The sequence below is a fragment of the Salinisphaera sp. T5B8 genome (genome assembly GCF_040361255.1).
Lineage (GTDB): Bacteria > Pseudomonadota > Gammaproteobacteria > Nevskiales > Salinisphaeraceae > Salinisphaera.
This window is the reverse complement of record NZ_APNG01000017.1, coordinates 1-20,120: the sequence shown is the minus strand read 5'-3', so window position 1 is coordinate 20,120 and position 20,120 is coordinate 1. Positions and strand designations below refer to the sequence as shown.

The following is a 20,120-nucleotide window of genomic DNA, read 5'->3' as shown; positions in this document are numbered from 1 at the left end:
GCTTTCGATCAGGCATCGGGTGGGCCGAAACATCGCGACGCGCCAGCGCTGCCTGCGCGTCGACTTCCGGGCAAGGTTAGCGCAGCAACAGCGCACGCGTCAGGGCGAGGCGTTATCGCTCGCCGAGCGGGTTTCACGTACCAGATTCTCGGCGATCTGCTTGACCGTCAGCGCCGGAACCTCGCCCACGACAGTAATCTGGGTATCGTCGACGACATGGCCATAGGCATTCACCGCGCCCATGGTCGTGGCCCCTTCCAGCGGCTTGCGCAGGCCTGCCGGCGCGATGAAGGCCGATACCGTGGCCACGCCGTCGGTAAACAGCATCTGGCGCACGAAACCGGTTTCGGTGACCCGCCGCACGCCGTCTTCCGCCAGTTCGAAACCCGGCGGCAGATCGGTGGGTTTCCAGGCGTCTTCGGGCACGGGCTTGTCTTCGACCTGAACGGCCTCGTGCTTGATTACGCGAAAGCCCTGGATATCGTAACCGGGCTCGAATTCGCTGTCGGCGATCGTTTTCGGGAATTCGATCTGGGTGAACATGAGCTGTTCGAGCACATCGCTACCGCTGACCAGATCGAGCTTGAGCGGCAGACGAGTTTGTTCGTCGATGAGCATACGATAGCCGTAGCGATAGCCATCGAGCGGCTCGATACTCACCAGCTGGCCCACCCGGTCGGACAATCGTCGCTGGCCCAGATCGCGCACGCGGTAGTGCTCGCGCATACGCTCGGCCGAAAACTGGGCAACGCTGCCCAGCAGCCCTTCATGCTTGCGCCGCGAAATGAGCACGACCTTGCTGTTGGGCAGAATCGAGGTCACCACCCCGCCCTTGCGAATCACTTCGCGCGGCTGGCCGGTGAGCGAAACCAGGCGTTCCTGTTCCAGCCCGTTTTGCGTGCGGTGAATCACCCGCAGTGTATCGAGCTGGCCTTCACGCAGATAAACGAGAATGCCGCGGTAGGTTTCGCGGCGTACGGCTTCCGACGCGCGCGCAAGCAGCGTGTTGATAGAAGCCTTGTCGGCGCTGGCCGGTGACTTGGCGTCGGCGGCCTGTGCGACCCCGGGCAGCGCCGTAACAACGAACAGCAGGAGAAACGCGGAAAGCGCTCTCGTCACTGCGGCGTGTCCTGCCCATAGGTGGCGACTCGCACGAAGCCGGGCGTGGTGCCGGACATGCCATAGCCGCGGGCCAGACCATTGTGCTCGACGAGATAGCCGTTGAGCTCGTCTTCCAGCGCCGGGTCGGACACCGACCAGTGATCCGCCGGCCCGCGCTGGACTGCAGCCTGACTGGGCCCGGCCTGACGCAGCATGTCACTGGACAGCTCGTTCGAGGCCACCATGGCACTGGCACCGCCTGCGTTGGCGGTATTGCCCTGTGCGGCGACCGTCGTGGTCGTGGGCACCGAACCGTCCGAGGCATTCGCCATACTTTCGCCGGGCAAACCGTCGCGCTGCAAGGGATTGCTCACCAGCAGCACGATGCCGGCCGCCGAGGCAACTGCTGCCAGACCGGCCATGCTGCGCCAGCGCCGGCGCGCGGCTACGCGCATTGGCACCGCGATGGGCCGTGCGGCCGACGTTTCCGGGCGGTCCTCGGCGATCGCCGCCATCACCCGGTCGGAAAAGCCACAGTCCAGGGGTACGGCCATTTCGCCGTTGTGGGCGCGCAAGGTAGTGCGCAACCAGTGCTGGCGTCCCCAGCTTTCGCGCAGTTGTTCGTCGCGCAGCAATGCGCTGATGACCGCGTCGGTTTCGTCGCGTGTGGCCTCGCCGTCGAGAAATGCGGAAAACTGCTCGTTCATGCTGACCTCACTTGTCCGACAGGGACACCAGTTTCTGCTCGATTGCCGCACGGGCACGAAAGATACGCGAACGTACCGTGCCCACCGGGCAATCCATTGATTGTGCAATCTCTTCGTAGCTCATGCCATCCAGTTCGCGGAGCATGATCGCGGTGCGAAGATCCTCGGGTAATTCGCGGATGGCGCCAATCACCGCATCGCGGATCTCTTCGCTTTCCAGCAGCGCCTCGGGCGTGTCCTGCTCCGAAAACCGGTCGGTATGCCCGAATGCTTCCGCGTCGGCGACGTCGATATCCTGGCTGGCAGGACGCCGCGAGCGCGCCACCAGAAAATTCTTCGCCGTATTGATGGATATGCGGTAGAGCCATGTATAGAACGCGCTATTGCCCTTGAACCCGTTGAGCGCTCGGTAGGCCTTGATAAAGGCCTCCTGTGCCACGTCCGGCGCATCCGCCGGGCTTACGTAGCGCGCCACCAGCTTCACGACCTTGTGCTGATACTTGCGGATGAGCAAGTCGAAAGCACGATCGTCACCGGACTGGGCACGGGCTACCAGTTGCTCGTCGCTGACATCTTCAGTCATCTATCTGCAGCGCCGGACATCTGGACAGCCAGAGCAATCGTTGCGCGAATAAACCTCTTCGTTGTTGCGTACCAAGACGCCGTCATCCACGTAGACCACGGATTCGCAAATAAGTTCGCACTGATTTTGCGCTATGCTGCCAGCCGTCATCTTTTTGCTACACAACCGAATGAGACGCACACGCGTCGAGGTGCTCAGTGTAGCGACGCAATGTGCTTTCGTCATGCAATCGAGCCATTCTCAGGTCAGTCAACGCTTCGATGTGGTCGTGGTCGGCAGCGGCGCGGCCGGCCTCACACTGGCGTTACGCCTGTCTCACAGCGGTCGGCGTATCGCGGTGATTTCCAAGGGCGCGCTGGCCGAGGGCAGCACGCTCTATGCGCAAGGCGGCATCTCCGCGGTGCTCGACGCCGAGGACAGCGTGGATGCCCATGTCGCCGATACCCTGGCCGCCGGGGCCGGTCTGTGCGACGAAGCCGCGGTACGCCATACCGTGTCGCGCTCGCGCGAGGCCATCGAATGGCTCATCGAGCGCGGCGTGCCTTTCACACGCGCGGAGGCAAACGAGGCCGAATCCGGCTATGCCTATCATCTCAACCGCGAAGGCGGGCATAGCCACCGTCGTATCATCCACGCCGACGATGCCACGGGCCGTGCGGTGGAAACCACGCTGGAGGGGCTGACCCGTGCCAGCGAGCACATCACCGTGTTCGAACAGCATATGGCCGTGGAGCTGATCGTCACCGCCGATGCCGACGAGCCCGGTGGGCGTTGTCGCGGCGTCTACGTGCTCGATATCGAAGCCGATACGGTGCGCACCTTCGCTGCCGACCAGGTCGTACTGGCCACGGGCGGCGCGAATCTGGTCTATCTCTACAGCAGCAATCCGCATGCCGCCAGCGGCGATGGCATTGCCATGGCCTGGCGTGCCGGCGCGCGGGTGGCGAACATGGAATTCATGCAGTTCCACCCGACCTGCCTGTATCACCCCAAGGCGCGTTCGTTCTTGATCAGCGAAGCGCTGCGCGGCGAAGGCGCGGTGTTGCGTCTGGCGGATGGCAGCCGCTTCATGCCCCGTCACGACGAACGCGCCGAACTTGCGCCGCGCGACGTGGTGGCCCGCGCCATCGACGCAGAGATGAAGCGCACCGGCCAGCCCCACGTCTGGCTGGATATTACCCACGCGGGCAAGCCGTTCATCGAAAAACATTTCCCGGCGATCAACGCGCGTTGTCTCGAACTGGGTCTGGATATGAGCGCCGAACCGCTGCCGGTGGTGCCGGCCGCCCACTACACCTGTGGTGGCGTGATTACCGATCTGGCCGGGCGGACCGATATCCCCGGCGTCTACGCCATCGGCGAATGCGCGTTTACCGGCCTGCACGGCGCCAATCGTATGGCCAGCAATTCGTTGCTGGAGTGCATCGTCTATGCCAGCGCCGCGGCCGCCGATATCGAAACCCGCGACGAGCGTAGCGAACCGGTCGCCCTGCCCGCCTGGGACGAATCACGGGTCACCGATTCCGACGAGGAAGTCGTGGTCGCGCATAACTGGCAGGAGCTGCGTCGTTTCATGTGGGACTACGTCGGCATCGTGCGTACCACTAAGCGCCTGGAACGCGCCCTGCACCGGATCGAACTGCTGCGCCGGGAAATTCACGATTACTATGGCAGTTTCCGGGTCACCCCCGGCCTGCTGGAGTTGCGTAACCTGGCCCAGGTCGCCGAGCTGATCATCCGCAGCGCCCTGGATCGGCGCGAAAGCCGGGGTCTGCACTTCATCAGCGATTTCCCGCATACCCTGCCGCGGGCGATGCACACCGTGCTCTCGCCCGAGCATCCGCGCGGGGTCGGGCCCGGCGTGAGTTACCGGCCGCTATAGACGACGCCGCGCGGTATCAGTCCTGGCGACTGCGCTCGCGCAGAAACTCGGCCACCACGCCCTGCGCTTGCGGCTGCGATAACGTAGGCGCATGCCCGGCGCCCGCAATCGGCGCCCAGCGCGCCGACGGCCGGGCCCGGGCGAACGCCTGGCTCGCCCGCGCCGGGGTGAGGACATCGTCCGTTCCCGCGACCACCAGTATCGGCCGATCGGGCAGCGCCCGGGGGTCAGCCTGATAACGCGGCAATGGCCAGTCTTCGCACACCGAAGCCTGTGGGGCCTGTTCGATATAGGGCGCGATCATCGGCGCCTGGGAAAGCGCTTTTTGCCACGCCCTGGCGGCCTCGGGGCCGTCAACGTACAGAGCACAGCGCGTAGCCCAGAACACCGGCGTGCTGTGCCCGCGACTGCTGGCCTGGGCGGCCACCCGTGCGGCCAGCGGCATCAGCGCAGCCGTTTGCCCGCGCAACGCACGTTCCAGACGAATACGCGTATCCGCCGTCTGGTCGCTGTCGTAGGCGGCAAACAGCAGCATCAGCAACAGCCGATACGGGGTGATCTCGAACAACAGCGGCAGGTTGTCGTAGCCGACCAAGGCCACCACTGCGGGCTGGGCGTCGAACCGCTTCAACAGTGCACCCACCGCGGCACGCGGATTGGCCATCGGACAGGCCCCGGCCGCCCGGCATGTACGATCGAGCTGGGTAATCGCGCTATCGATCTGGAGCGGCAGCGCGGCCAGTTCATTCTGATCGAAGGGCACGATCGAATCGAGCACCAGCGTATCGACCTGCGCCGGATAACGTCGCGCGAAAAGCCGGGCGATACGCGTTCCGTAGGACACGCCCCACAGACTCGCCCGTGTCACACCCAACCCCGTCAGCAACGCCGCGATATCGCGCAATTGCGCCGCTGGACCGAGCGCCTGCATGCCGGATTTGCCCAGCCGCGCCAGACACTGTCGAGTAATGATCGCCTCGCGGGCAAAGGCGTTATCGGCCCGCGCCGAAGCCGGTGCGCGCCACGGCAGGCTTGTATCGGGCGCACAGCGCGGGCGCGGCTGGCTCTCGCCCGTGCCACGCGGATCGAACAGCACGATATCGTGCGGCCAGCCAGCCTGTTGCTGCCAGCGCTGCCACCGCGTCAGGGCGGGCGCATCCACACCGGCACTCTCGCCCGGCCCGCCCGGCACATAAACAACCGGATACGCATCCTTTCGATCGGGGCGTGCCCGCAGGATCGCGAACCGCAGGCGTACGGGCTGGCCCTGCAGGGGCTCACCGGTATCGAGCCAACCGCAGTCGGTCTGGGCCGCACTAAGCGTTGCCACTAGCCGCGGGCAGGCATCCCATTCGATGGACTGCGCCCTGGCTACAGTCGGCCACAGGATCGAGACGATGAGTATCGTGCCGATGGCCAGCACAGCGACAAAAACGATGAGCGAGCGGTTCACGAACGATCGGCCAGGCCCGGCGTGGGTGCGATGGTCAACCGTGCGCGCAGCCGGCGGTGAGTCGGGCCCGGCAAGGCATCGCGAAATAGCACGCAGCTGCGGGTAAGCAGGCGGTGATGATCCGCGCGCAGACGCAGCACGACCAGCCAGCTGCCCGCGGTAAAACTGCCGGCCAATTGGCCTCGGTGCCACATGCCATCACGCGTTTGCCAGCGCCATACGCCCTCTGCCTGCCAGCGCAGACGCACAATACTGTCGCGCCGAGCCAGGCGGGCGTCGCGATCGACATACCAGCCGAATACGCCGACAACGGGTAAAAGCAGCACGAACACGGGACGGCCCAAGGCCAGAATCGCTATGATAATCATCGCAACGCCATGCAGCGAAGCGTTGAAGCCGCGATACGCCGCCGATGCGCGCACCCGCAGATGCAACGTATCGGCAAACGGGTTCGACATCCCTAGCCAGCCGTCCCCTGCGGGCGCTGGAACTGGCGAATACGGCCCAGAAGGTCGGCCTGTACGTCGGTTTCGGGTTGCATGCGCCCCATGACGAGCGCATAGAGATCGGGATCTTCCATTTCCACGAGTTCACGCAGGCCGGCCTGCTCGCGCTCGTCGAGATCGTCGTACTCCTGGCTCACGAAGCGTTCGAGGAGCACATCGAGCTCCTTCATTCCTCGTCGACACAGCCAGCGTATGCGCGATTTTTCGCTCATGATTCGCTCGGTGATGGAGGGGCCGACTGGCGTCGGCCGAGGGGCGTGGCCCGCCGACAACGGCGGGCCAGCGGATCATTCAGCCGCGGCGCTCAAGCAGCAGCTTCTTGGTTTCCTGAATGGCCTTGGCCGGATTCAGGCCCTTCGGGCAGGTATTGGTGCAGTTCATGATCGTGTGGCACCGATACAGCTTGAACGGGTCTTCCAGATCGTCGAGACGATCGCCGGTGGCTTCGTCGCGCGAATCCACGATCCAGCGATAGGCCTGCAGCAGAACGGCCGGACCGAGATAACGTTCCGGGTTCCACCAATAGCTCGGGCAGGAGGTCGAGCAGCAAGCACACAGAATGCACTCGTAAAGCCCGTCCAGCTTGGCGCGATCTTCCGGTGTCTGCAGACGCTCGCGCGTCGGCGCCGGCGTATCCGTCTTGATCCAGGGCTCGATGGATTCGAGCTGGGCATAGAAATGGGTCAGATCGGGTACGAGATCCTTCACTACCGGCATATGCGGCAGCGGGTAGATGCGCACGTCGCCATCGATATCAGTGATACGCGTCGTACAGGCGAGCGTGTTCTTGCCGTCGATATTGAACGCACAGGACCCACAGATGCCTTCACGACAGGAGCGACGGAACGTCAGCGTGGGGTCTATCTCATTCTTGATCTTGATGACCGCATCGAGAACCATCGGCCCGCACTTGTCGAGATCGATGGCGAAACTGTCCACGCGCGGGTTCTCGCCCGATTCGGGTTCCCAGCGATAGATACGGAACGTCTTGACGTTCTTCGCACCCTTGGGCGCCTCGAACTTCTTGCCCTTGGCGACACGCGAGTTCTTCGGCAGTCGGAATTCAGCCATGACAGGCCTCCATTACTCAGTGGCAGGCCGCCGACCTCGAAGGGTCGGCGACGATGTTATGCATTAGTAGGTGCGCTTCTTCGGCGGCACGTGTTCCATATCGTCGGTCATGGGGTTCATGTGCACCGGCCGATAATCGATCTGCGTATCCGGGCCGCCGTGGTGCCAGATGAGCGTGTGCTTCATCCAGTTCTCGTCGTCGCGCTCGGTGTATTCCTCGTGCGCGTGCGCGCCGCGGCTTTCCTTGCGGTTGGCGGCGGCGTGCATCGTGGTGATCGCACAGCCGAGCAGGTTCTCCAGCTCCAGGGTCTCCACCAGATCGCTGTTCCAGGTCATGGAACGATCGGTTACGCCGACGTTGGCGAAGGCTTCGACTTCCTCGCTGATCTGCTTGGCGCCGGTTTCCAGGCTCTCGGTGTTGCGAAACACCGCGGCGTACTTCTGCATCGAGTTCTGCAGGCTGGCGCGCAGCTCGGCCGTGGGCGTATCGCCCTTGGCATGACGCAGCCGGTCGAAGCGCTCCAGCGCCTTCTTCTCGGAGGCATCGATATCACCCCGGTGCGGCGCGCCCTTGCGCACGACTTCGGTGCAGCGGTGTGCGGCCGCACGGCCGAACACGACCAGATCAAGCAGCGAGTTGGAGCCAAGACGGTTGGCACCGTGCACCGATACACAGCCGGCCTCGCCAACCGCCATCAGGCCCGGCACGACCGAATCCGGATCGCCGTCCTTGAGCGTGACCACTTCGCCAAAGGCATTGGTGGGCACGCCGCCCATGTTGTAGTGCACCGTGGGCAGCACCGGGATCGGCTCCTTGGTGGCATCCACGCCGGAGAAGATCATCGCGGTTTCGGTAATACCCGGCAGCCGCTCGTGCAGCACTTCCGGGCCGAGATGCTCGAGATGCAGCAGCGTGTGGTCCTTGTTCTCGCCCACACCGCGGCCTTCGTTGATCTCGACCGTTTCCGCACGGCTGACCACGTCGCGCGAGGCCAGATCCTTGGCGTTCGGGGCATAGCGCTCCATGAAGCGCTCGCCTTCGGAGTTGGTCAGGTAACCACCCTCACCGCGTGCACCTTCGGTGATCAGACAGCCCGCGCCGTAGATACCGGTCGGGTGGAACTGTACGAACTCCGGATCCTGCAGCGGCAGGCCGGCACGCAGGGCCATGCCCATGCCGTCGCCCGTGCAGGTATGCGCGGAGGTGCAGGAGAAGTAGGCGCGGCCATAACCGCCCGTGGCCAGAATGACCTGGTGGGCACGGAAGCGATGCAGCTGACCGCCCTGCAGATCCCAGGCCAGCACACCACGACATTCGCCGTCTTCGGTCATCAGCAGATCGATGGCGAAGTATTCGATGAAGAATTCGGCCCGGGCCTTGAGCGACTGCTGATAGAGCGTATGCAGCAGCGCATGGCCGGTACGGTCGGCCGCGGCACAGGTACGCTGTGCGGTGCCTTCGCCGAAATGGGTGGTCATGCCGCCGAACGGACGCTGGTAGATACGGCCGTCTTCGGTACGCGAGAACGGCACGCCGTCGTGCTCGAGCTCGATGATCGCCGGAATGGCTTCCTTGGTGAGGTATTCGATGGCGTCCTGGTCACCCAGCCAGTCACCACCCTTGATGGTGTCGTAGGCGTGCCAGCGCCAGTCGTCTTCACCCATGTTGCCAAGCGCGGAGGCGATACCGCCCTGGGCAGCCACGGTGTGGCTACGGGTGGGAAAGACCTTGGTAATACAAGCAGTCGAAAGGCCGGCGTCTGCCAGGCCACGCGTCGCGCGCAGGCCGGAACCACCGGCACCCACCACCACCACGTCGTGCTGGTGGTCGATGATGTCGTAGCTCTCGCTCATCAGGCGGCTCCTACTAGAATCATGATAACGGAAAAGATAGCGGCCACGGCCAGCAGGATATTGAGCAGCTGCAACCCGATGAGAAGCGCCATCTTCGCGCCATCGTGATGCACGTAATCCTCAATAATCGTCTGCAGACCGAGCTGCGAATGGAAAAAGATTGCGGCGAGGTAGATCGCCAGCAGCGACGCCTGCAGCGGCGACGACAACCAGTCGGTAACGCTCGAGTAATCGGCGCCCAGCTGCGAGGCCAGACAGGCAACGAACCACAGCGTCAGCGGCACGAGTGCGACCGCGCTCACGCGCTGGAACCACCAATGGGATACGCCCGTCTTGGCACTGCCCAGCCCGCGCGCGCTCGCGAGCGATGAACGAATACTGCTCATTTAAGTCTCCCGGAACACAAAATCGAGTCGATCAGGCGATGAACGCCCAGATCCAGACAAACAGGGTCAGCGCTGCCGCCACGCCGAAGGCCGCATAGCCGGTCACGCGGGCGGTCTCCAGATCCAGGCCAATGCCGACATCCCAAATCAGATGACGGATGCCGTTGCACAGGTGATAGAACAGCGCGAACGACCAACCGAACATCAGCAGCTGGCCGAACCAAGAGCCGGCAAAACCGTTGACGCTGGCAAAGGCATCGGGCCCGCTGGCCGCCGCAATCAGCCAGATCGCCAGAAAGACACTACCCAGCGACAGCAGAATGCCGGAGGCGCGATGGGCGATCGATGTCGCCATGGCGATCTGCCAGCGGTATATCTGGATATGCGGCGATAGCGGGCGGTTAGCCTGTTGACTCATGAGGGTCCCCGAGTGGCAATGGAACGAACTGGAAATAAGGGGTCAGAAATCGATGCAGCGCCCGTTTTTCTCCCAATCGCCGTAGCGCACGGGCTCGGGGCCCTTGCGACCACCGTATTCGGGCGGCAGATCAAGCGCATTCGGCTTGGCAGGCGGGTTGGAATCGGCGGACTCTGGCGCGGTTTCACGCTCGGTGGAGTTGGCGGGGGCACCTGCCTGGGACTCGTCCGAAGCGGACAAACGTTCGTCTGACATGGCGATACTCTAAACCTGTGTTGGGTTTCTGGCAATGTGAACATCGGCTGAACCGACGGCTTCAACTGCATATAACAGCAGCTTTACGTAGAAGCTAGAATACGCATCAGACACGACTTGGATGCACTTCATGACCGATTCCGCTTCGCTGCAGCTCTCGGCACTCGGCGCCATCGCCGTGACCGGCGCTGATGCAGCCGAGTTTTTGCGTGCTCAGTTGACCAACGATGTACTGCGCCTCGGCCGCGATCGACATCTGCTGGCTGCCTGGTGTGATGCCAAGGGCCGTGCACAGATGATCGCACGCGTATGCGAAACCGACGACGGCTATCTGCTGATTGTGCCCGAAGAACTCATCGACGGGTTGCTCAAACGCTTGCAGATGTTCGTACTGCGCGCCGCGGTCGAACTGCGCGACTGTCGCGACACGCTGCGCATCAGTGCCCGCCATGCTGCTGACCTGCCCGCTGCGGGTGCGGCCCACTGGCAGAATGACGTCGTGCAGCTGGGATTGGCGCCCGCCGTTGACGGTGGCGCGCGCGCACTCGAAATCGCCCCTGCAGCGCATCCCGCCCCGGCTGATGCCATGGCCACGAACGACCCGCGCTGGCTGCGCGAAGAAGTCGATGCCGGCCTGCCCAACCTCGTGGCCGCGACACAGGGATTGTTCGTGCCACAGATGCTCAACCTGCATTGGCTCGAGGCGATCGATTTCGACAAGGGCTGTTATCCAGGGCAGGAAGTCATCGCGCGGCTGCATTATCGCGGCACGCTCACGCGACGCATGTTCCGACTGTTCTGGCATGGCGAACTCCCCGCCCCAGGCAGCGATGTGCTGGACGCCGACGGCGCCCGGGCAGGCACCGTACTCTACGGTGCAGCGGGCCCAGACAGCCGCCAAGGGGTATTGCTGGCCGTACTCAAGACGAGCGCCGCCAACGCCAGCCTAGCCACCGCACAGGCAACGCTCGAACCGGGCGAACTGCCCTACCCCACACCGGAATAGCTGCGCATACCGCCGCGCCGCGCGGGCGCGGCGGCGCTAGCCCCTATTGCGGCTGCGGACGCAGCTGGGGGAATAGCAGCACGTCGCGAATCGCGCTGCGGCCGGTGAGCAGCATGACCAGCCGATCGATGCCGATACCTGCGCCCGCGGTCGGCGGCAGGCCATATTCGAGCGCGTTGACGTAGTCGGCGTCGTAGTACATCGCTTCATCATCGCCGGCGGCCTTGGCATCGGCCTGGGCGGCGAAGCGCTCGGCCTGATCCTCGGCGTCGTTGAGCTCGGAAAAGCCGTTGGCGATCTCGCGCCCGGCCACGAACAGCTCGAAGCGCTCGGTCACATCGGGATTGTCATCACGCCGCCGGGCCAGCGGCGAAACCTCGGCCGGATAATCGACGATAAACGTCGGCTCATGTAACTGGTGTTCGACCGTGTGTTCGAACAGCTCCGTGAGCCACGTGCCATGCCCCCAGCCGGCTTCACCCTTCACCCCTAAACCAGTCGCGATTGTCGATAGCGAATCAACGTTATCAACATCTTGCGCGCTTATATTGTCGTTATACTTGAGCACGGCATCGCGCATGGACAGTCGCTCGAACGCGCCGTCGAAACGAACCGCCTCGTCGTTGCAGGCGGCGGCATGCCGTTCAGCCACGCGGGCGCTGAGCTCGCGCAGCAACGCCTCGATCAGGTCCATCAGGTCATGGTAGTCGGCATAGGCCTGATAGAACTCGAGCATGGTGAACTCGGGGTTGTGTCGGGTAGACACCCCCTCGTTACGGAAATTGCGGTTGAGCTCGAACACCTTCTCCAGACCGCCGACCACGAGCCGCTTGAGATAGAGCTCGGGCGCCACGCGCAGATAGAAATCGTGATCGAGCGCGTTGTAATGAGTAATGAACGGACGTGCCGCCGCGCCGCCGGGAATCGCCTGCAGCATGGGCGTTTCCACTTCGAGGAAATCGCGTGACTCGAAGAAGTCTCGTACGCCACGCACGATCGCACTGCGTGCCATGAACACGGCACGCGAGTCGGGATGCATGATCAGATCGACATAGCGCTGCCGGTAACGCGCTTCCGTATCCGACAGGCCGTGCCATTTTTCCGGTAGCGGACGCAGCGACTTGGTCAGCAGGCGCAATTGCGTGGCGCGCACCGAAAGTTCGCCCTTGTTGGTACGCGATAACGCGCCACGCACGCCAACGATATCTCCGATATCGAGCTGCTTGAACGCCTTGTAGGCGTCCTCGCCCAGCAGGTCGCGCTGAACGAACACCTGAATACGCCCCGAGCGGTCCTGAAGCGTGGCAAAACTGAGCTTGCCCATGACCCGTTTGGCTAGCAGGCGGCCGGCCACCGCGACCTCGCGGGCCTGTTCATCCAGCGTCGCCGCGTCGTCGTCGGCGTGATCACGCTGCAGCTCACCGGCCAGCGCGTCGGGACGGAAGTCGTTGGGAAAGGCCGTGCCCTGATCGCGCCAGGCCTGAAGCTTTTCCTTGCGCTGCGCGACCAGCCGGTGGGTTTCGGTTTCGCTCGAACCGGTATCCGTCATGTCTTTGCGTCCATATAACTTAAGAGTGACTTACACAATGCCTGGCGCGGCGCTTACAGCCCCTGCTTGAGGCTTTCCTCGACGAATGTATCCAGATCGCCGTCAAGCACCGCCTGGGTATTGCCCACTTCCACGCCGGTGCGCAGATCCTTGATACGCGATTGATCAAGCACGTACGAACGAATCTGGCTGCCCCAGCCGATATCGGACTTGTCGGCCTCGGTCGCTTCGGCCTCGGCCCGGCGCGCGGCCAGTTCGCGTTCGTAGAGCTTGGATTGCAGCTGCTTCATTGCGGTGGCGCGATTCTTGTGCTGCGAGCGGTCGTTCTGGCACTGCACGACGATACCGGTCGGGTTATGCGTGATACGCACCGCCGATTCGGTCCGGTTGACATGCTGTCCGCCCGCGCCACTGGCCCTATATACGTCCACGCGCAAATCCGACGGATCGATATCGATCGAAATCTCGTCGTCGATCTCGGGCGAAACGAACACTGCCGCAAAAGAGGTATGCCGGCGCGCGCCCGAGTCGAAGGGCGACTTGCGCACCAGACGGTGTACGCCGGTTTCGGTACGCAGCCAGCCATAGGCATAGCTGCCGGTCACCGCAACGGTCGCGCTTTTAATACCGGCGACCTCGCCCGGCGAAAGTTCGGTGACCTCGGTGGCAAAGCCGCGTCGCTCGCACCAGCGCAGATACATGCGCAGCAGCATCTCGGCCCAGTCCTGGGCCTCGGTGCCACCCGAGCCGGACTGAATATCGACGAAGGCATTACTGGCATCCGCTTCGCCGGAGAACATGCGCTGAAATTCGAGGCTCTTGAGATGCGCCTCCACCGTGTCCAGCTCGGCAACGATATCCTCGATTACCGACTCATCGTCTTCGGCCGCGGCCAGCTCCACCAGCTCCGCGCTGTCATCGAGAATGGCCAACGACTTTTCCATCGGCCGCACGACCTCTTCCAGGCGCGCTTTTTCCTGGCCGAACGCCTGCGCTTTGTCGGGATCGTTCGCCCAGATATCGCCCTGCGCGAGCTCCGCGTCGATCTCGTCTAGCCGGTCTTTTTTCTCAGCGTAGTCAAAGATACCCCCTGAGGTCGCCCAGACGCGCGCGCAGTTCCTGCATACGGCTATTCACAGCGTTGGTATCCATTGACATTCCTAAAGGTCGAGGGTGCTTTTGGGGCGCGGATCATTGCAGCTTCGCACAGCCAGTACAAGCGTGAGAATTAATTGCTAATTCCAGCGATAACCCCCATAATCCGTTTGCACGTCACCGGTTTGGGAACGCTTGTTCGCCAGTTCGGTGAATGGGACCGCACAACAAACCTAAACCCGTTCAAGGGAGTTTTGAACTATGAAATTCAAGCAACCGCTTACCGCAGGTGTTGCTGGCGCGCTGGGGCTCGCCTTCGCGACGAGCGCCATGGCCCAGATGGACGCCCCGCAGGACAAGCGCTTCTACGTGGCGCCGATGGTCAGCTACGGCTTCTTCGATAACGATGCCGTCGGCGGCCCGGCACCGCTCGGTAACCTGAACACCGATAACGACGACAGCATCGGCGCGACGCTGGCGATCGGCAAGCCGATCAACAGCTGGTTGAACCTGGAACTGTTCGGTTTCTACTTCAACCCCGACCAGTCGCTTAACGGCGCTGACGCCAACGACGCCGACCTGTACGGCTTTGGTCTGGACGCGCTGTTCTTCCCGGCCCGTGACACCCTGCCGGTCTACGGCATCCTGGGTGCGTCCTGGGGCAAGATGGATCCGGGTTACAGCGAAGTCAACGGTGTAGACGTTGGCGACGATGCCGACGCCGACTTCCTGGATGCCGGTCTGGGTTATATGTACCAGCTCAACGACTACGGTCTGGCCGTGCGTGCTGAGTATCGTTACCGCTACACCACCGTGGATTCCGCGGACATCTATGGTGCCGGTTACGAAGATCAGCGCTTCGACGACCACATCCTGTCGCTGGGTCTGCAGATCCCGCTGGGTGCGCCCCCGACTGCCGCCGAGCCGGCTCCGGCCCCCGCTCCGGCCCAGCCGATGGATAGCGATGGCGACGGCGTCATCGATGCCAACGACCAGTGCCCCGGCACCCCGCGTGGCACCGAAGTCGATGCCCGTGGCTGCCCGATCGAGAAGCAGGCCCCGATCGTACTCAAGGGCGTGACCTTCGAGTTCGATTCGTCCAAGCTGACGATGCAGGCCGAGAACCGTCTCGACAACGTCGTTGACGCGCTGCAGGCCAGCCAGGAAGTGCAGTTCCGTATCGACGGCTACACCGATAGCATCGGTACCGAGCAGTACAACATGGGTCTGTCCCAGCGTCGTGTCGACTCGGTGCGTCAGTACCTGATCGACCACGGCATCAGCTCGAGCCGTATCACCGGCACCGAGGGTCATGGCGAGTCCAACCCGGTGGCGACCAACGAGACGGCCGCTGGCCGCGCTCAGAACCGTCGCGTCGAACTGAACGTTACCGAACAGTAACAATCGGTTAGACCGACTGGTAGAAGTCGGGCCCGGCCTCTTCGGAGGCCGGGCTTTTTTTTGTTCGATATCCGTGCAATCGTCGGACCTACGCCGACGACACGCATGCAAGGCGGTGCAAACAGCGATGGAAACGCCCGACGACATAGCATTCGCGTATATCGCGCAACGCGTGCGCGAGCGCAAGCCCGAACGCCTACTGTTGATCGAGGCCAGCGATTCTGCTCATAGCCAGCTCGCCGACGCTGCGACCGAAGCTGGCACCGTAACCGCCGAACGACTCAGCGCCGCCGACGCCCTGTCGACGCCGAGCCCAACCGCTCCATCCCGCTATGACGCTGCCATCGTGTTCGCGCCCGCGTTCTCAACGCTTGCCACCGATCGCGCGCAACAGCTGTTGAGCCGGCTGCGCGACCAACTCGCCGACACCGTTATCGCCTGTGTCGATACCCGCGACGCCCAGTCCGCCGACTGGACGATCGCCCGTTTTATCGGCCTGGGTTTCAGGCGAAGCGCGGACAGTCGTGGTCTTGACACGCCGATCGCGATCTATCGCTACGATATTCACGATTACAAAACCACGCCCGACTGGCTGAATTCCCGCTACTGGGCCAACCCCGAGCGCTGGGATCGTGATCGCTGGTAGATCAGCGGCGCGTTATTTCAGCCACGCGCGGCACCTGGGCCAATGCCCAGTTATCGCAGGCCCAATGTAGTACCCGGGCTATATCGGCGTCGTAAAGCGTATTCGGCGGCGCTTGCCCCAGCCATTGCAAACACGCGCACAACTGAGCCGCCGGTTTCGTCGGCTGCAAGGCGATCGCGCCCGTGCTCTTGCCGAGCTTATCGCCGTTTGCGTCGGTAATGACGGGTAAATGGGCGTACCGCGGCGTATCGAGCCCGAGCGCCTGCTGCAATGCGATCTGGCGCGGCGTCGACGACAACAGATCGGCCCCGCGCACGACCTCGGTCACCCCTTGGTAGGCGTCGTCCACTACGGTCGCCAACTGATAAGCCACAATCCCGTCGGCACGTCGGATCACGAAATCGCCGATGTCCCGGTCCAGCTGTTGTGTATACACGCCCTGCACCGCATCGCAAACCTCAATCGGGCAAGCGTCGACGCGCAGGCGAACCGATCGCGGCGAGCGTCCGGCCGGCAAACCGTTGCGACAGGTTCCGGGGTAGATCGGGCCTTCGATACCCACGGTGCCCGAGCGGGCCTCGCGGCGCGTACAGCCGCAGTCGAACGCCCGGCCGCTGTGTTTGAGATGGTCAATCGCCCGGGCATAGGCCGTACGCCGCTCATCCTGATAGACGATCGGCCCGTCCCAGCGCAAACCGAAGAATTCGAGCGCGTCGATAATACGCGTGATCGCCCACGGCTGAACCCGCGGCGTGTCCAGGTCGTCGATACGCAACAACCATGCGCCGCCTTGGGCCCGCGCCTGCAAAAAACTGCCGAGCGCGGCTACCAGCGATCCCATATGCAATGCGCCGCTGGGCGACGGCGCGAAGCGACCGACCACACCGGAGGTCACGATAGACCACGCGTGCAATGGAGAGATGGGAAATGGCGACTCGGCGCGTGATTTACGCCTTTCACCTGCGCTGGGAATTTCGCACTATCGTTAACGGAAAGCAACGAATGCTGCGACATGCGCGGAGAGAAAGATTGGTCGGGGTAGCAGGATTTGAACCTGCGACCTTCTGCACCCCATCTAGGCCCCATGTCCGAGCTATGCCACTGATATGCATGCATATCGTTCGATAATACGGCCGGACAATTCGGACATTTCTGAGTCCTTTAGTCAAAGAGTTAGAACGCGGTTTCGGTAGTCTCTCAGCCGAGCTCTACCCTGTCGAGGATCGCGGGATCATCGTTCTTCGGGCTACCGACGCCTGGCCCAATCGGCCACGATTCGTACCTCGAATGCCGTTCGTCTCGCAGGATCTCTTGCGCTTGGCCAGCATCCATATCTGGATCGATCCACGAGCGCGCGCCGGCGTTGGTCAACGCCTGCGGCTGCCGGTTATGGATGTAAGCGATGTCGTCGTTCGGCTCACCCGTGAGGATTGCGAACGTGACCTCGCCGGCTGCGGGATGGTCATCAGGCAATCGAGATGCTTTCGACCAGATGCCAGCGAAGAAGAACGGCAGAGCGTCGGCAGGCCGAATCGCGTACGGCTGTTTCTGCTCACCGTCGCATTTCCATTGGATCCAGTAGTCGGCGGCGATCAGGCAGCGCTGGTGGGCGAACGCTTTGGCGAACAACTTCTTGTCCGCCGCGGCTTCCGCTGGTGAGTTGATCGGTGACAGCTTCGTATCGGTCGCCCAACCAGGGATAAACCCGCACCATACGCGCCCGAGCTTAACCGCCCCGCTTTCGGGATCGACAATGCCGATAAGCTGGAATTTGCCAAGCGGTCGGTTGTAGCTGACGTCATCCGATAAGCGAACCGATACCTCGCCGTTCACGATGCGAGCAGCGGCACTGTGTGTTCCGTATCTTCCACCCATGGCAACGCTCAAACAAAATACACGTAAGTTTTTCCTTGATAGAGTATCGGAGGGATTTAACGCATCTAAAATTTGCGTCCGATTCTGCCGATAAATATGGCGAGCCTAGATGCGGGTCCAGCGCTTACTGAAAGCTTGCCTTGAAACGTCAAAGCGTGACACTATATGTGGTGTCACGAGGAGGAGCGCATGGACTTAGATGAGACGCGCGAGCGGCTCATGGCCTCGAAAAAAAATTTTCGGTGTCAAGACTTGGTTCAATTGCTTGAATCTCTTGGATTCAACGTGCGCGACGGAAAACGCGGCGGCCATAAGGTATGCACACATCCTCACCTACCTGAGTTTTATTCATTGCCTTTCAACTGCGGGCATGGAAAAAATCCCGAAATAAAACCGTCTTATATAACGAACGTCGTGCGCACGCTAGAAACGCATGAGGATGATCTGCGTCGCTATCTAAACGAACGCGAATCTAACAACGAGTGACAGAGGGATCGAAATGTTTGATGCCGCTCTATATACAATCAATGTACGCAAAGGCGAGTTCGACGGCGAAATCTGCTTCGAAGCGACTGTTCGTGAGCTACCCGATGTGGCGGAGTACGGCGACTCCTATGACGAAGCTTATGAGCTCGCATTGGACACCATAAACACCACTTATGAAGCTCTTTCCGAACATGGTAGGCGTATGCCCGAGCCAGACGCGTCGCGCCAGAGCTTTAGTGGGCGAGTGACTTTGCGCCTCCCTAAAAAACTTCACCGTATGATTTATATTGAAGCGGAGTCGGAAGGGGTGAGCCTAAACCAACAGATTGTTAATATTTTAACGTTCTGGAGCGGAATGACCACTCGCGCTGTCGCGCTTCATGATTTTTCCGGCGGTTGGCAAAAACAAGTACATACTTTGCCGCAAACTGAGGATAAGAAAAGACCGAGTCATATTCGAGTTGTTACTCGAAATAATTATGAGGATTTGGAATCTAATCGCGTGGCTTGCTAATGGTGTCAGATTCTCCATTGCAACGAGCGATTGACGCTCTCAGTTTCAACGATGTCTACATCGCACGTACTGAGGCTTGGTTGGCGGACGGGTTCGAGCCGCAATACAGTGATACCGCGCAACTCGAGATATCTTGGAAACATGTCGTTACCCAATCCCAGGTAGCGACACTAGTTTCCGATGAGGGCGACGAAAGATTGCTTTTCCGCGTAATGATCGATCTGGGGATGCGCCTGAACGAGGTCAAAGATCAGAAGTCTGAGAAGCCGGACGCTGACGAAGAAACATCACCATCCGATAATTCAGATTTGGATGAGATATACGCGTGCGTCGAGGCATCTTTCGTTGCTGAATATGAAATGAAGGGCGAGCTAGATGAAGAGGCCATGCGGACTTTCTCACTGAATAATGCTAGCTACCACGTATGGCCGTATTGGCGCGAATATTTGATGAGCCAATGCACTAGAATGAACCTGCCTAAAGTGGCGGTTCCCGCCCGTCAGTTTGCGCAAAACCGGAGTGAAAATTCGTAATTGTTTTACGATGACTTCAACTTGTGAAGGCTATACCGAGTACCGGCGGCTTATCGGTCACAGTAGTTCAGTGAACACACCAACCAGCCCTAGCGCCGCCATCGTAAGAACGAGCTAGGCCTACGCCGATAAGCTGCCGGTCCAAGTCGCGCCCGTCGATCTCAACCTCGGCTACGATCCGAAAATACTTCCTGCGCTCTATATTCCGGAGCTCTATCGTGCTCGCGTTGCGTAATGCAGCCACGGTGAACTGCATCGCCTTCCGCGCCAGTTCCTTGTCGGCCTGGCACTTGCCTCGCATGTTCCGGCGTATCGGCGACCATCCCCAGGCTCGCAACGCGCTCTCCGCGCGGTCAAGCGGTTCGTAGCGGCATAGAACAAGAACATGGCGACATTCGCTGCCGGGAGATCGGCGCACCCCGGTCGTCGATCTATACTTGTTCAAGGTCGACGGCATGGACTTGTCGCACGCCTCTTATCTGGCGATGATGGAAGGCTGTACACATGACGGGAAAAATGGCGAGATCGCGTAATAACCCCAATCGCAGGCTGCCGCCCCCCCCCATCGCAGGTGCTCAACGATCAGCTTATTAGCGAGTTCGCAAAAGTGCGGCCCGCTAGCGGGTTTTAAGATAGTGTTACGAACCCGCAGAGGTTCCACGAAATTCGTAGTTTAGGGGCGCATCTAATGGGAGAAGCCGGCCATGATGAAACCGTGATTCAGCAGCTTCTTGGCCCCCAGGACGTCGAGCAAAGGGAGTGCACCATTCCTTCTGTAAATTGGCCTGAGCCGGAAAGG

22 protein-coding genes are annotated in these 20,120 nt (G+C 61.7%); 7 read left to right on the top strand and 15 right to left on the bottom strand.

Annotated features, from left to right (window positions below; translation table 11 throughout):
- Positions 1-99 precede the first annotated feature (99 nt).
- The 3 genes from T5B8_RS14705 to rpoE are packed head-to-tail and all read right to left on the bottom strand — an operon-like array spanning position 100 to position 2,391.
- On the bottom strand, positions 100-1,119 hold the full coding sequence (locus tag T5B8_RS14705) for a MucB/RseB C-terminal domain-containing protein (protein ID WP_353179956.1): 1,020 nt from the start codon (positions 1,117-1,119) through the stop codon (positions 100-102).
- On the bottom strand, positions 1,116-1,808 hold the full coding sequence (locus T5B8_RS14700) for a sigma-E factor negative regulatory protein (RefSeq protein ID WP_353179954.1): 693 nt from the start codon (positions 1,806-1,808) through the stop codon (positions 1,116-1,118). Before T5B8_RS14700 ends, T5B8_RS14705 begins: the two co-directional genes overlap by 4 nt.
- A 7-nt stretch (positions 1,809-1,815) precedes the next feature.
- Positions 1,816-2,391, bottom strand: a complete 576-nt coding sequence (gene rpoE / locus T5B8_RS14695) for an RNA polymerase sigma factor RpoE (RefSeq protein WP_353179952.1) — start codon at positions 2,389-2,391, stop codon at positions 1,816-1,818.
- Between the two features lie 223 nt (positions 2,392-2,614).
- Here rpoE and nadB point away from each other — a divergent pair, with 223 nt between their 5' ends.
- Positions 2,615-4,273 carry an L-aspartate oxidase gene (gene nadB, locus T5B8_RS14690; RefSeq protein WP_353179950.1) on the top strand — a complete coding sequence of 553 codons (1,659 nt, stop codon included), beginning with the start codon at positions 2,615-2,617 and terminating at the stop codon, positions 4,271-4,273.
- Between the two features lie 16 nt (positions 4,274-4,289).
- Here the strand turns inward: nadB and T5B8_RS14685 are convergent, their stop codons facing one another.
- From T5B8_RS14685 to T5B8_RS14650, 8 genes are all read right to left on the bottom strand, one after another.
- Positions 4,290-5,726, bottom strand: a complete 1,437-nt coding sequence (locus T5B8_RS14685; RefSeq protein WP_353179948.1) for an alpha/beta fold hydrolase — start codon at positions 5,724-5,726, stop codon at positions 4,290-4,292.
- Positions 5,723-6,184: a protein YgfX gene (locus T5B8_RS14680; protein WP_353179946.1), complete on the bottom strand. Its 462-nt coding sequence runs from the start codon at positions 6,182-6,184 to the stop codon at positions 5,723-5,725. The genes T5B8_RS14685 and T5B8_RS14680 overlap by 4 nt, the downstream gene beginning before the upstream one ends.
- A gap of 2 nt (positions 6,185-6,186) precedes the next feature.
- A complete protein-coding gene (locus T5B8_RS14675; protein ID WP_353179944.1) occupies positions 6,187-6,444 on the bottom strand; it encodes an FAD assembly factor SdhE in 258 nt (85 codons plus the stop codon).
- Positions 6,445-6,523: 79 nt separating this feature from the next.
- On the bottom strand, positions 6,524-7,303 hold the full coding sequence (locus T5B8_RS14670; protein ID WP_353179942.1) for a succinate dehydrogenase iron-sulfur subunit: 780 nt from the start codon (positions 7,301-7,303) through the stop codon (positions 6,524-6,526).
- A gap of 63 nt (positions 7,304-7,366) precedes the next feature.
- Positions 7,367-9,157, bottom strand: a complete 1,791-nt coding sequence (gene sdhA / locus T5B8_RS14665; protein ID WP_353179940.1) for a succinate dehydrogenase flavoprotein subunit — start codon at positions 9,155-9,157, stop codon at positions 7,367-7,369.
- On the bottom strand, positions 9,157-9,543 hold the full coding sequence (gene sdhD, locus T5B8_RS14660; RefSeq protein ID WP_353160246.1) for a succinate dehydrogenase, hydrophobic membrane anchor protein: 387 nt from the start codon (positions 9,541-9,543) through the stop codon (positions 9,157-9,159). The genes sdhA and sdhD overlap by 1 nt, the downstream gene beginning before the upstream one ends.
- 31 nt (positions 9,544-9,574) lie before the next feature.
- The gene (gene sdhC, locus T5B8_RS14655; protein ID WP_353179938.1) at positions 9,575-9,961 is read right to left on the bottom strand and encodes a succinate dehydrogenase, cytochrome b556 subunit; all 387 of its coding nucleotides are present in this window, start codon (positions 9,959-9,961) and stop codon (positions 9,575-9,577) included.
- Positions 9,962-10,003: 42 nt separating this feature from the next.
- Positions 10,004-10,216 carry a DUF1674 domain-containing protein gene (locus tag T5B8_RS14650; protein WP_353179937.1) on the bottom strand — a complete coding sequence of 71 codons (213 nt, stop codon included), beginning with the start codon at positions 10,214-10,216 and terminating at the stop codon, positions 10,004-10,006.
- Positions 10,217-10,346: 130 nt separating this feature from the next.
- On the opposite strand from T5B8_RS14650, the gene ygfZ reads away from it, so the two are divergent.
- Positions 10,347-11,222 carry a CAF17-like 4Fe-4S cluster assembly/insertion protein YgfZ gene (gene ygfZ / locus T5B8_RS14645; RefSeq protein WP_353179935.1) on the top strand — a complete coding sequence of 292 codons (876 nt, stop codon included), beginning with the start codon at positions 10,347-10,349 and terminating at the stop codon, positions 11,220-11,222.
- Between the two features lie 43 nt (positions 11,223-11,265).
- Here the strand turns inward: ygfZ and lysS are convergent, their stop codons facing one another.
- Positions 11,266-12,771 carry a lysine--tRNA ligase gene (lysS, locus tag T5B8_RS14640; protein ID WP_353179933.1) on the bottom strand — a complete coding sequence of 502 codons (1,506 nt, stop codon included), beginning with the start codon at positions 12,769-12,771 and terminating at the stop codon, positions 11,266-11,268.
- A 53-nt stretch (positions 12,772-12,824) separates the two neighbouring features.
- Positions 12,825-13,923, bottom strand: a protein-coding gene (gene prfB, locus T5B8_RS14635) for a peptide chain release factor 2 (protein WP_353179931.1) whose coding sequence is annotated in 2 segments (ribosomal slippage) — positions 12,825-13,850 and positions 13,852-13,923 — 1,098 coding nt in all. Because the reading frame shifts where the segments join, the coding sequence is not laid out codon by codon here.
- A gap of 204 nt (positions 13,924-14,127) precedes the next feature.
- Here prfB and T5B8_RS14630 point away from each other — a divergent pair.
- Together T5B8_RS14630 and T5B8_RS14625 are read left to right on the top strand one after the other, a co-directional pair.
- A complete protein-coding gene (locus tag T5B8_RS14630; protein ID WP_353179929.1) occupies positions 14,128-15,267 on the top strand; it encodes an OmpA family protein in 1,140 nt (379 codons plus the stop codon).
- Between the two features lie 127 nt (positions 15,268-15,394).
- On the top strand, positions 15,395-15,913 hold the full coding sequence (locus tag T5B8_RS14625; RefSeq protein WP_353179927.1) for a DUF6231 family protein: 519 nt from the start codon (positions 15,395-15,397) through the stop codon (positions 15,911-15,913).
- Position 15,914: 1 nt separating this feature from the next.
- Here T5B8_RS14625 and gluQRS read toward each other — a convergent pair whose 3' ends face one another.
- Positions 15,915-16,808 carry a tRNA glutamyl-Q(34) synthetase GluQRS gene (gluQRS, locus tag T5B8_RS14620; protein ID WP_353179925.1) on the bottom strand — a complete coding sequence of 298 codons (894 nt, stop codon included), beginning with the start codon at positions 16,806-16,808 and terminating at the stop codon, positions 15,915-15,917.
- Between the two features lie 302 nt (positions 16,809-17,110).
- Positions 17,111-17,800 (bottom strand): SOS response-associated peptidase, encoded by a 690-nt coding sequence (locus tag T5B8_RS14615; protein ID WP_353179923.1) that lies wholly within the window; start codon positions 17,798-17,800, stop codon positions 17,111-17,113.
- A gap of 177 nt (positions 17,801-17,977) precedes the next feature.
- Here T5B8_RS14615 and T5B8_RS14610 point away from each other — a divergent pair, with 177 nt between their 5' ends.
- From T5B8_RS14610 to T5B8_RS14600, 3 genes are read left to right on the top strand one after another with little or no spacing between them, the layout of a single operon-like run.
- The gene (locus T5B8_RS14610; protein ID WP_353179921.1) at positions 17,978-18,274 is read left to right on the top strand and encodes a type II toxin-antitoxin system HicA family toxin; all 297 of its coding nucleotides are present in this window, start codon (positions 17,978-17,980) and stop codon (positions 18,272-18,274) included.
- Positions 18,275-18,287: 13 nt separating this feature from the next.
- Positions 18,288-18,788, top strand: coding sequence for a toxin-antitoxin system HicB family antitoxin (locus tag T5B8_RS14605; RefSeq protein WP_353179919.1), 501 nt, complete (start codon positions 18,288-18,290; stop codon positions 18,786-18,788).
- Positions 18,788-19,321 (top strand): preprotein translocase subunit SecB, encoded by a 534-nt coding sequence (locus T5B8_RS14600; RefSeq protein WP_353179917.1) that lies wholly within the window; start codon positions 18,788-18,790, stop codon positions 19,319-19,321. Before T5B8_RS14605 ends, T5B8_RS14600 begins: the two co-directional genes overlap by 1 nt.
- The last annotated feature ends 799 nt before the right edge of the window (positions 19,322-20,120 follow it).

Coding starts and splice junctions, on each gene's coding strand:
- T5B8_RS14675 (WP_353179944.1), bottom strand. CDS start 6,444: ATGAGCGAAAAATCGCGCATACGCTGGCTGTGTCGACGAGGAATGAAG.
- lysS (WP_353179933.1), bottom strand. CDS start 12,771: ATGACGGATACCGGTTCGAGCGAAACCGAAACCCACCGGCTGGTCGCG.
- T5B8_RS14610 (WP_353179921.1), top strand. CDS start 17,978: ATGGACTTAGATGAGACGCGCGAGCGGCTCATGGCCTCGAAAAAAAAT.
- T5B8_RS14650 (WP_353179937.1), bottom strand. CDS start 10,216: ATGTCAGACGAACGTTTGTCCGCTTCGGACGAGTCCCAGGCAGGTGCC.
- T5B8_RS14700 (WP_353179954.1), bottom strand. CDS start 1,808: ATGAACGAGCAGTTTTCCGCATTTCTCGACGGCGAGGCCACACGCGAC.
- rpoE (WP_353179952.1), bottom strand. CDS start 2,391: ATGACTGAAGATGTCAGCGACGAGCAACTGGTAGCCCGTGCCCAGTCC.
- T5B8_RS14670 (WP_353179942.1), bottom strand. CDS start 7,303: ATGGCTGAATTCCGACTGCCGAAGAACTCGCGTGTCGCCAAGGGCAAG.
- T5B8_RS14680 (WP_353179946.1), bottom strand. CDS start 6,184: ATGTCGAACCCGTTTGCCGATACGTTGCATCTGCGGGTGCGCGCATCG.
- sdhD (WP_353160246.1), bottom strand. CDS start 9,543: ATGAGCAGTATTCGTTCATCGCTCGCGAGCGCGCGCGGGCTGGGCAGT.
- sdhC (WP_353179938.1), bottom strand. CDS start 9,961: ATGAGTCAACAGGCTAACCGCCCGCTATCGCCGCATATCCAGATATAC.
- sdhA (WP_353179940.1), bottom strand. CDS start 9,157: ATGAGCGAGAGCTACGACATCATCGACCACCAGCACGACGTGGTGGTG.
- T5B8_RS14625 (WP_353179927.1), top strand. CDS start 15,395: ATGGAAACGCCCGACGACATAGCATTCGCGTATATCGCGCAACGCGTG.
- ygfZ (WP_353179935.1), top strand. CDS start 10,347: ATGACCGATTCCGCTTCGCTGCAGCTCTCGGCACTCGGCGCCATCGCC.
- T5B8_RS14605 (WP_353179919.1), top strand. CDS start 18,288: ATGTTTGATGCCGCTCTATATACAATCAATGTACGCAAAGGCGAGTTC.
- T5B8_RS14600 (WP_353179917.1), top strand. CDS start 18,788: ATGGTGTCAGATTCTCCATTGCAACGAGCGATTGACGCTCTCAGTTTC.
- nadB (WP_353179950.1), top strand. CDS start 2,615: ATGCAATCGAGCCATTCTCAGGTCAGTCAACGCTTCGATGTGGTCGTG.
- T5B8_RS14630 (WP_353179929.1), top strand. CDS start 14,128: ATGAAATTCAAGCAACCGCTTACCGCAGGTGTTGCTGGCGCGCTGGGG.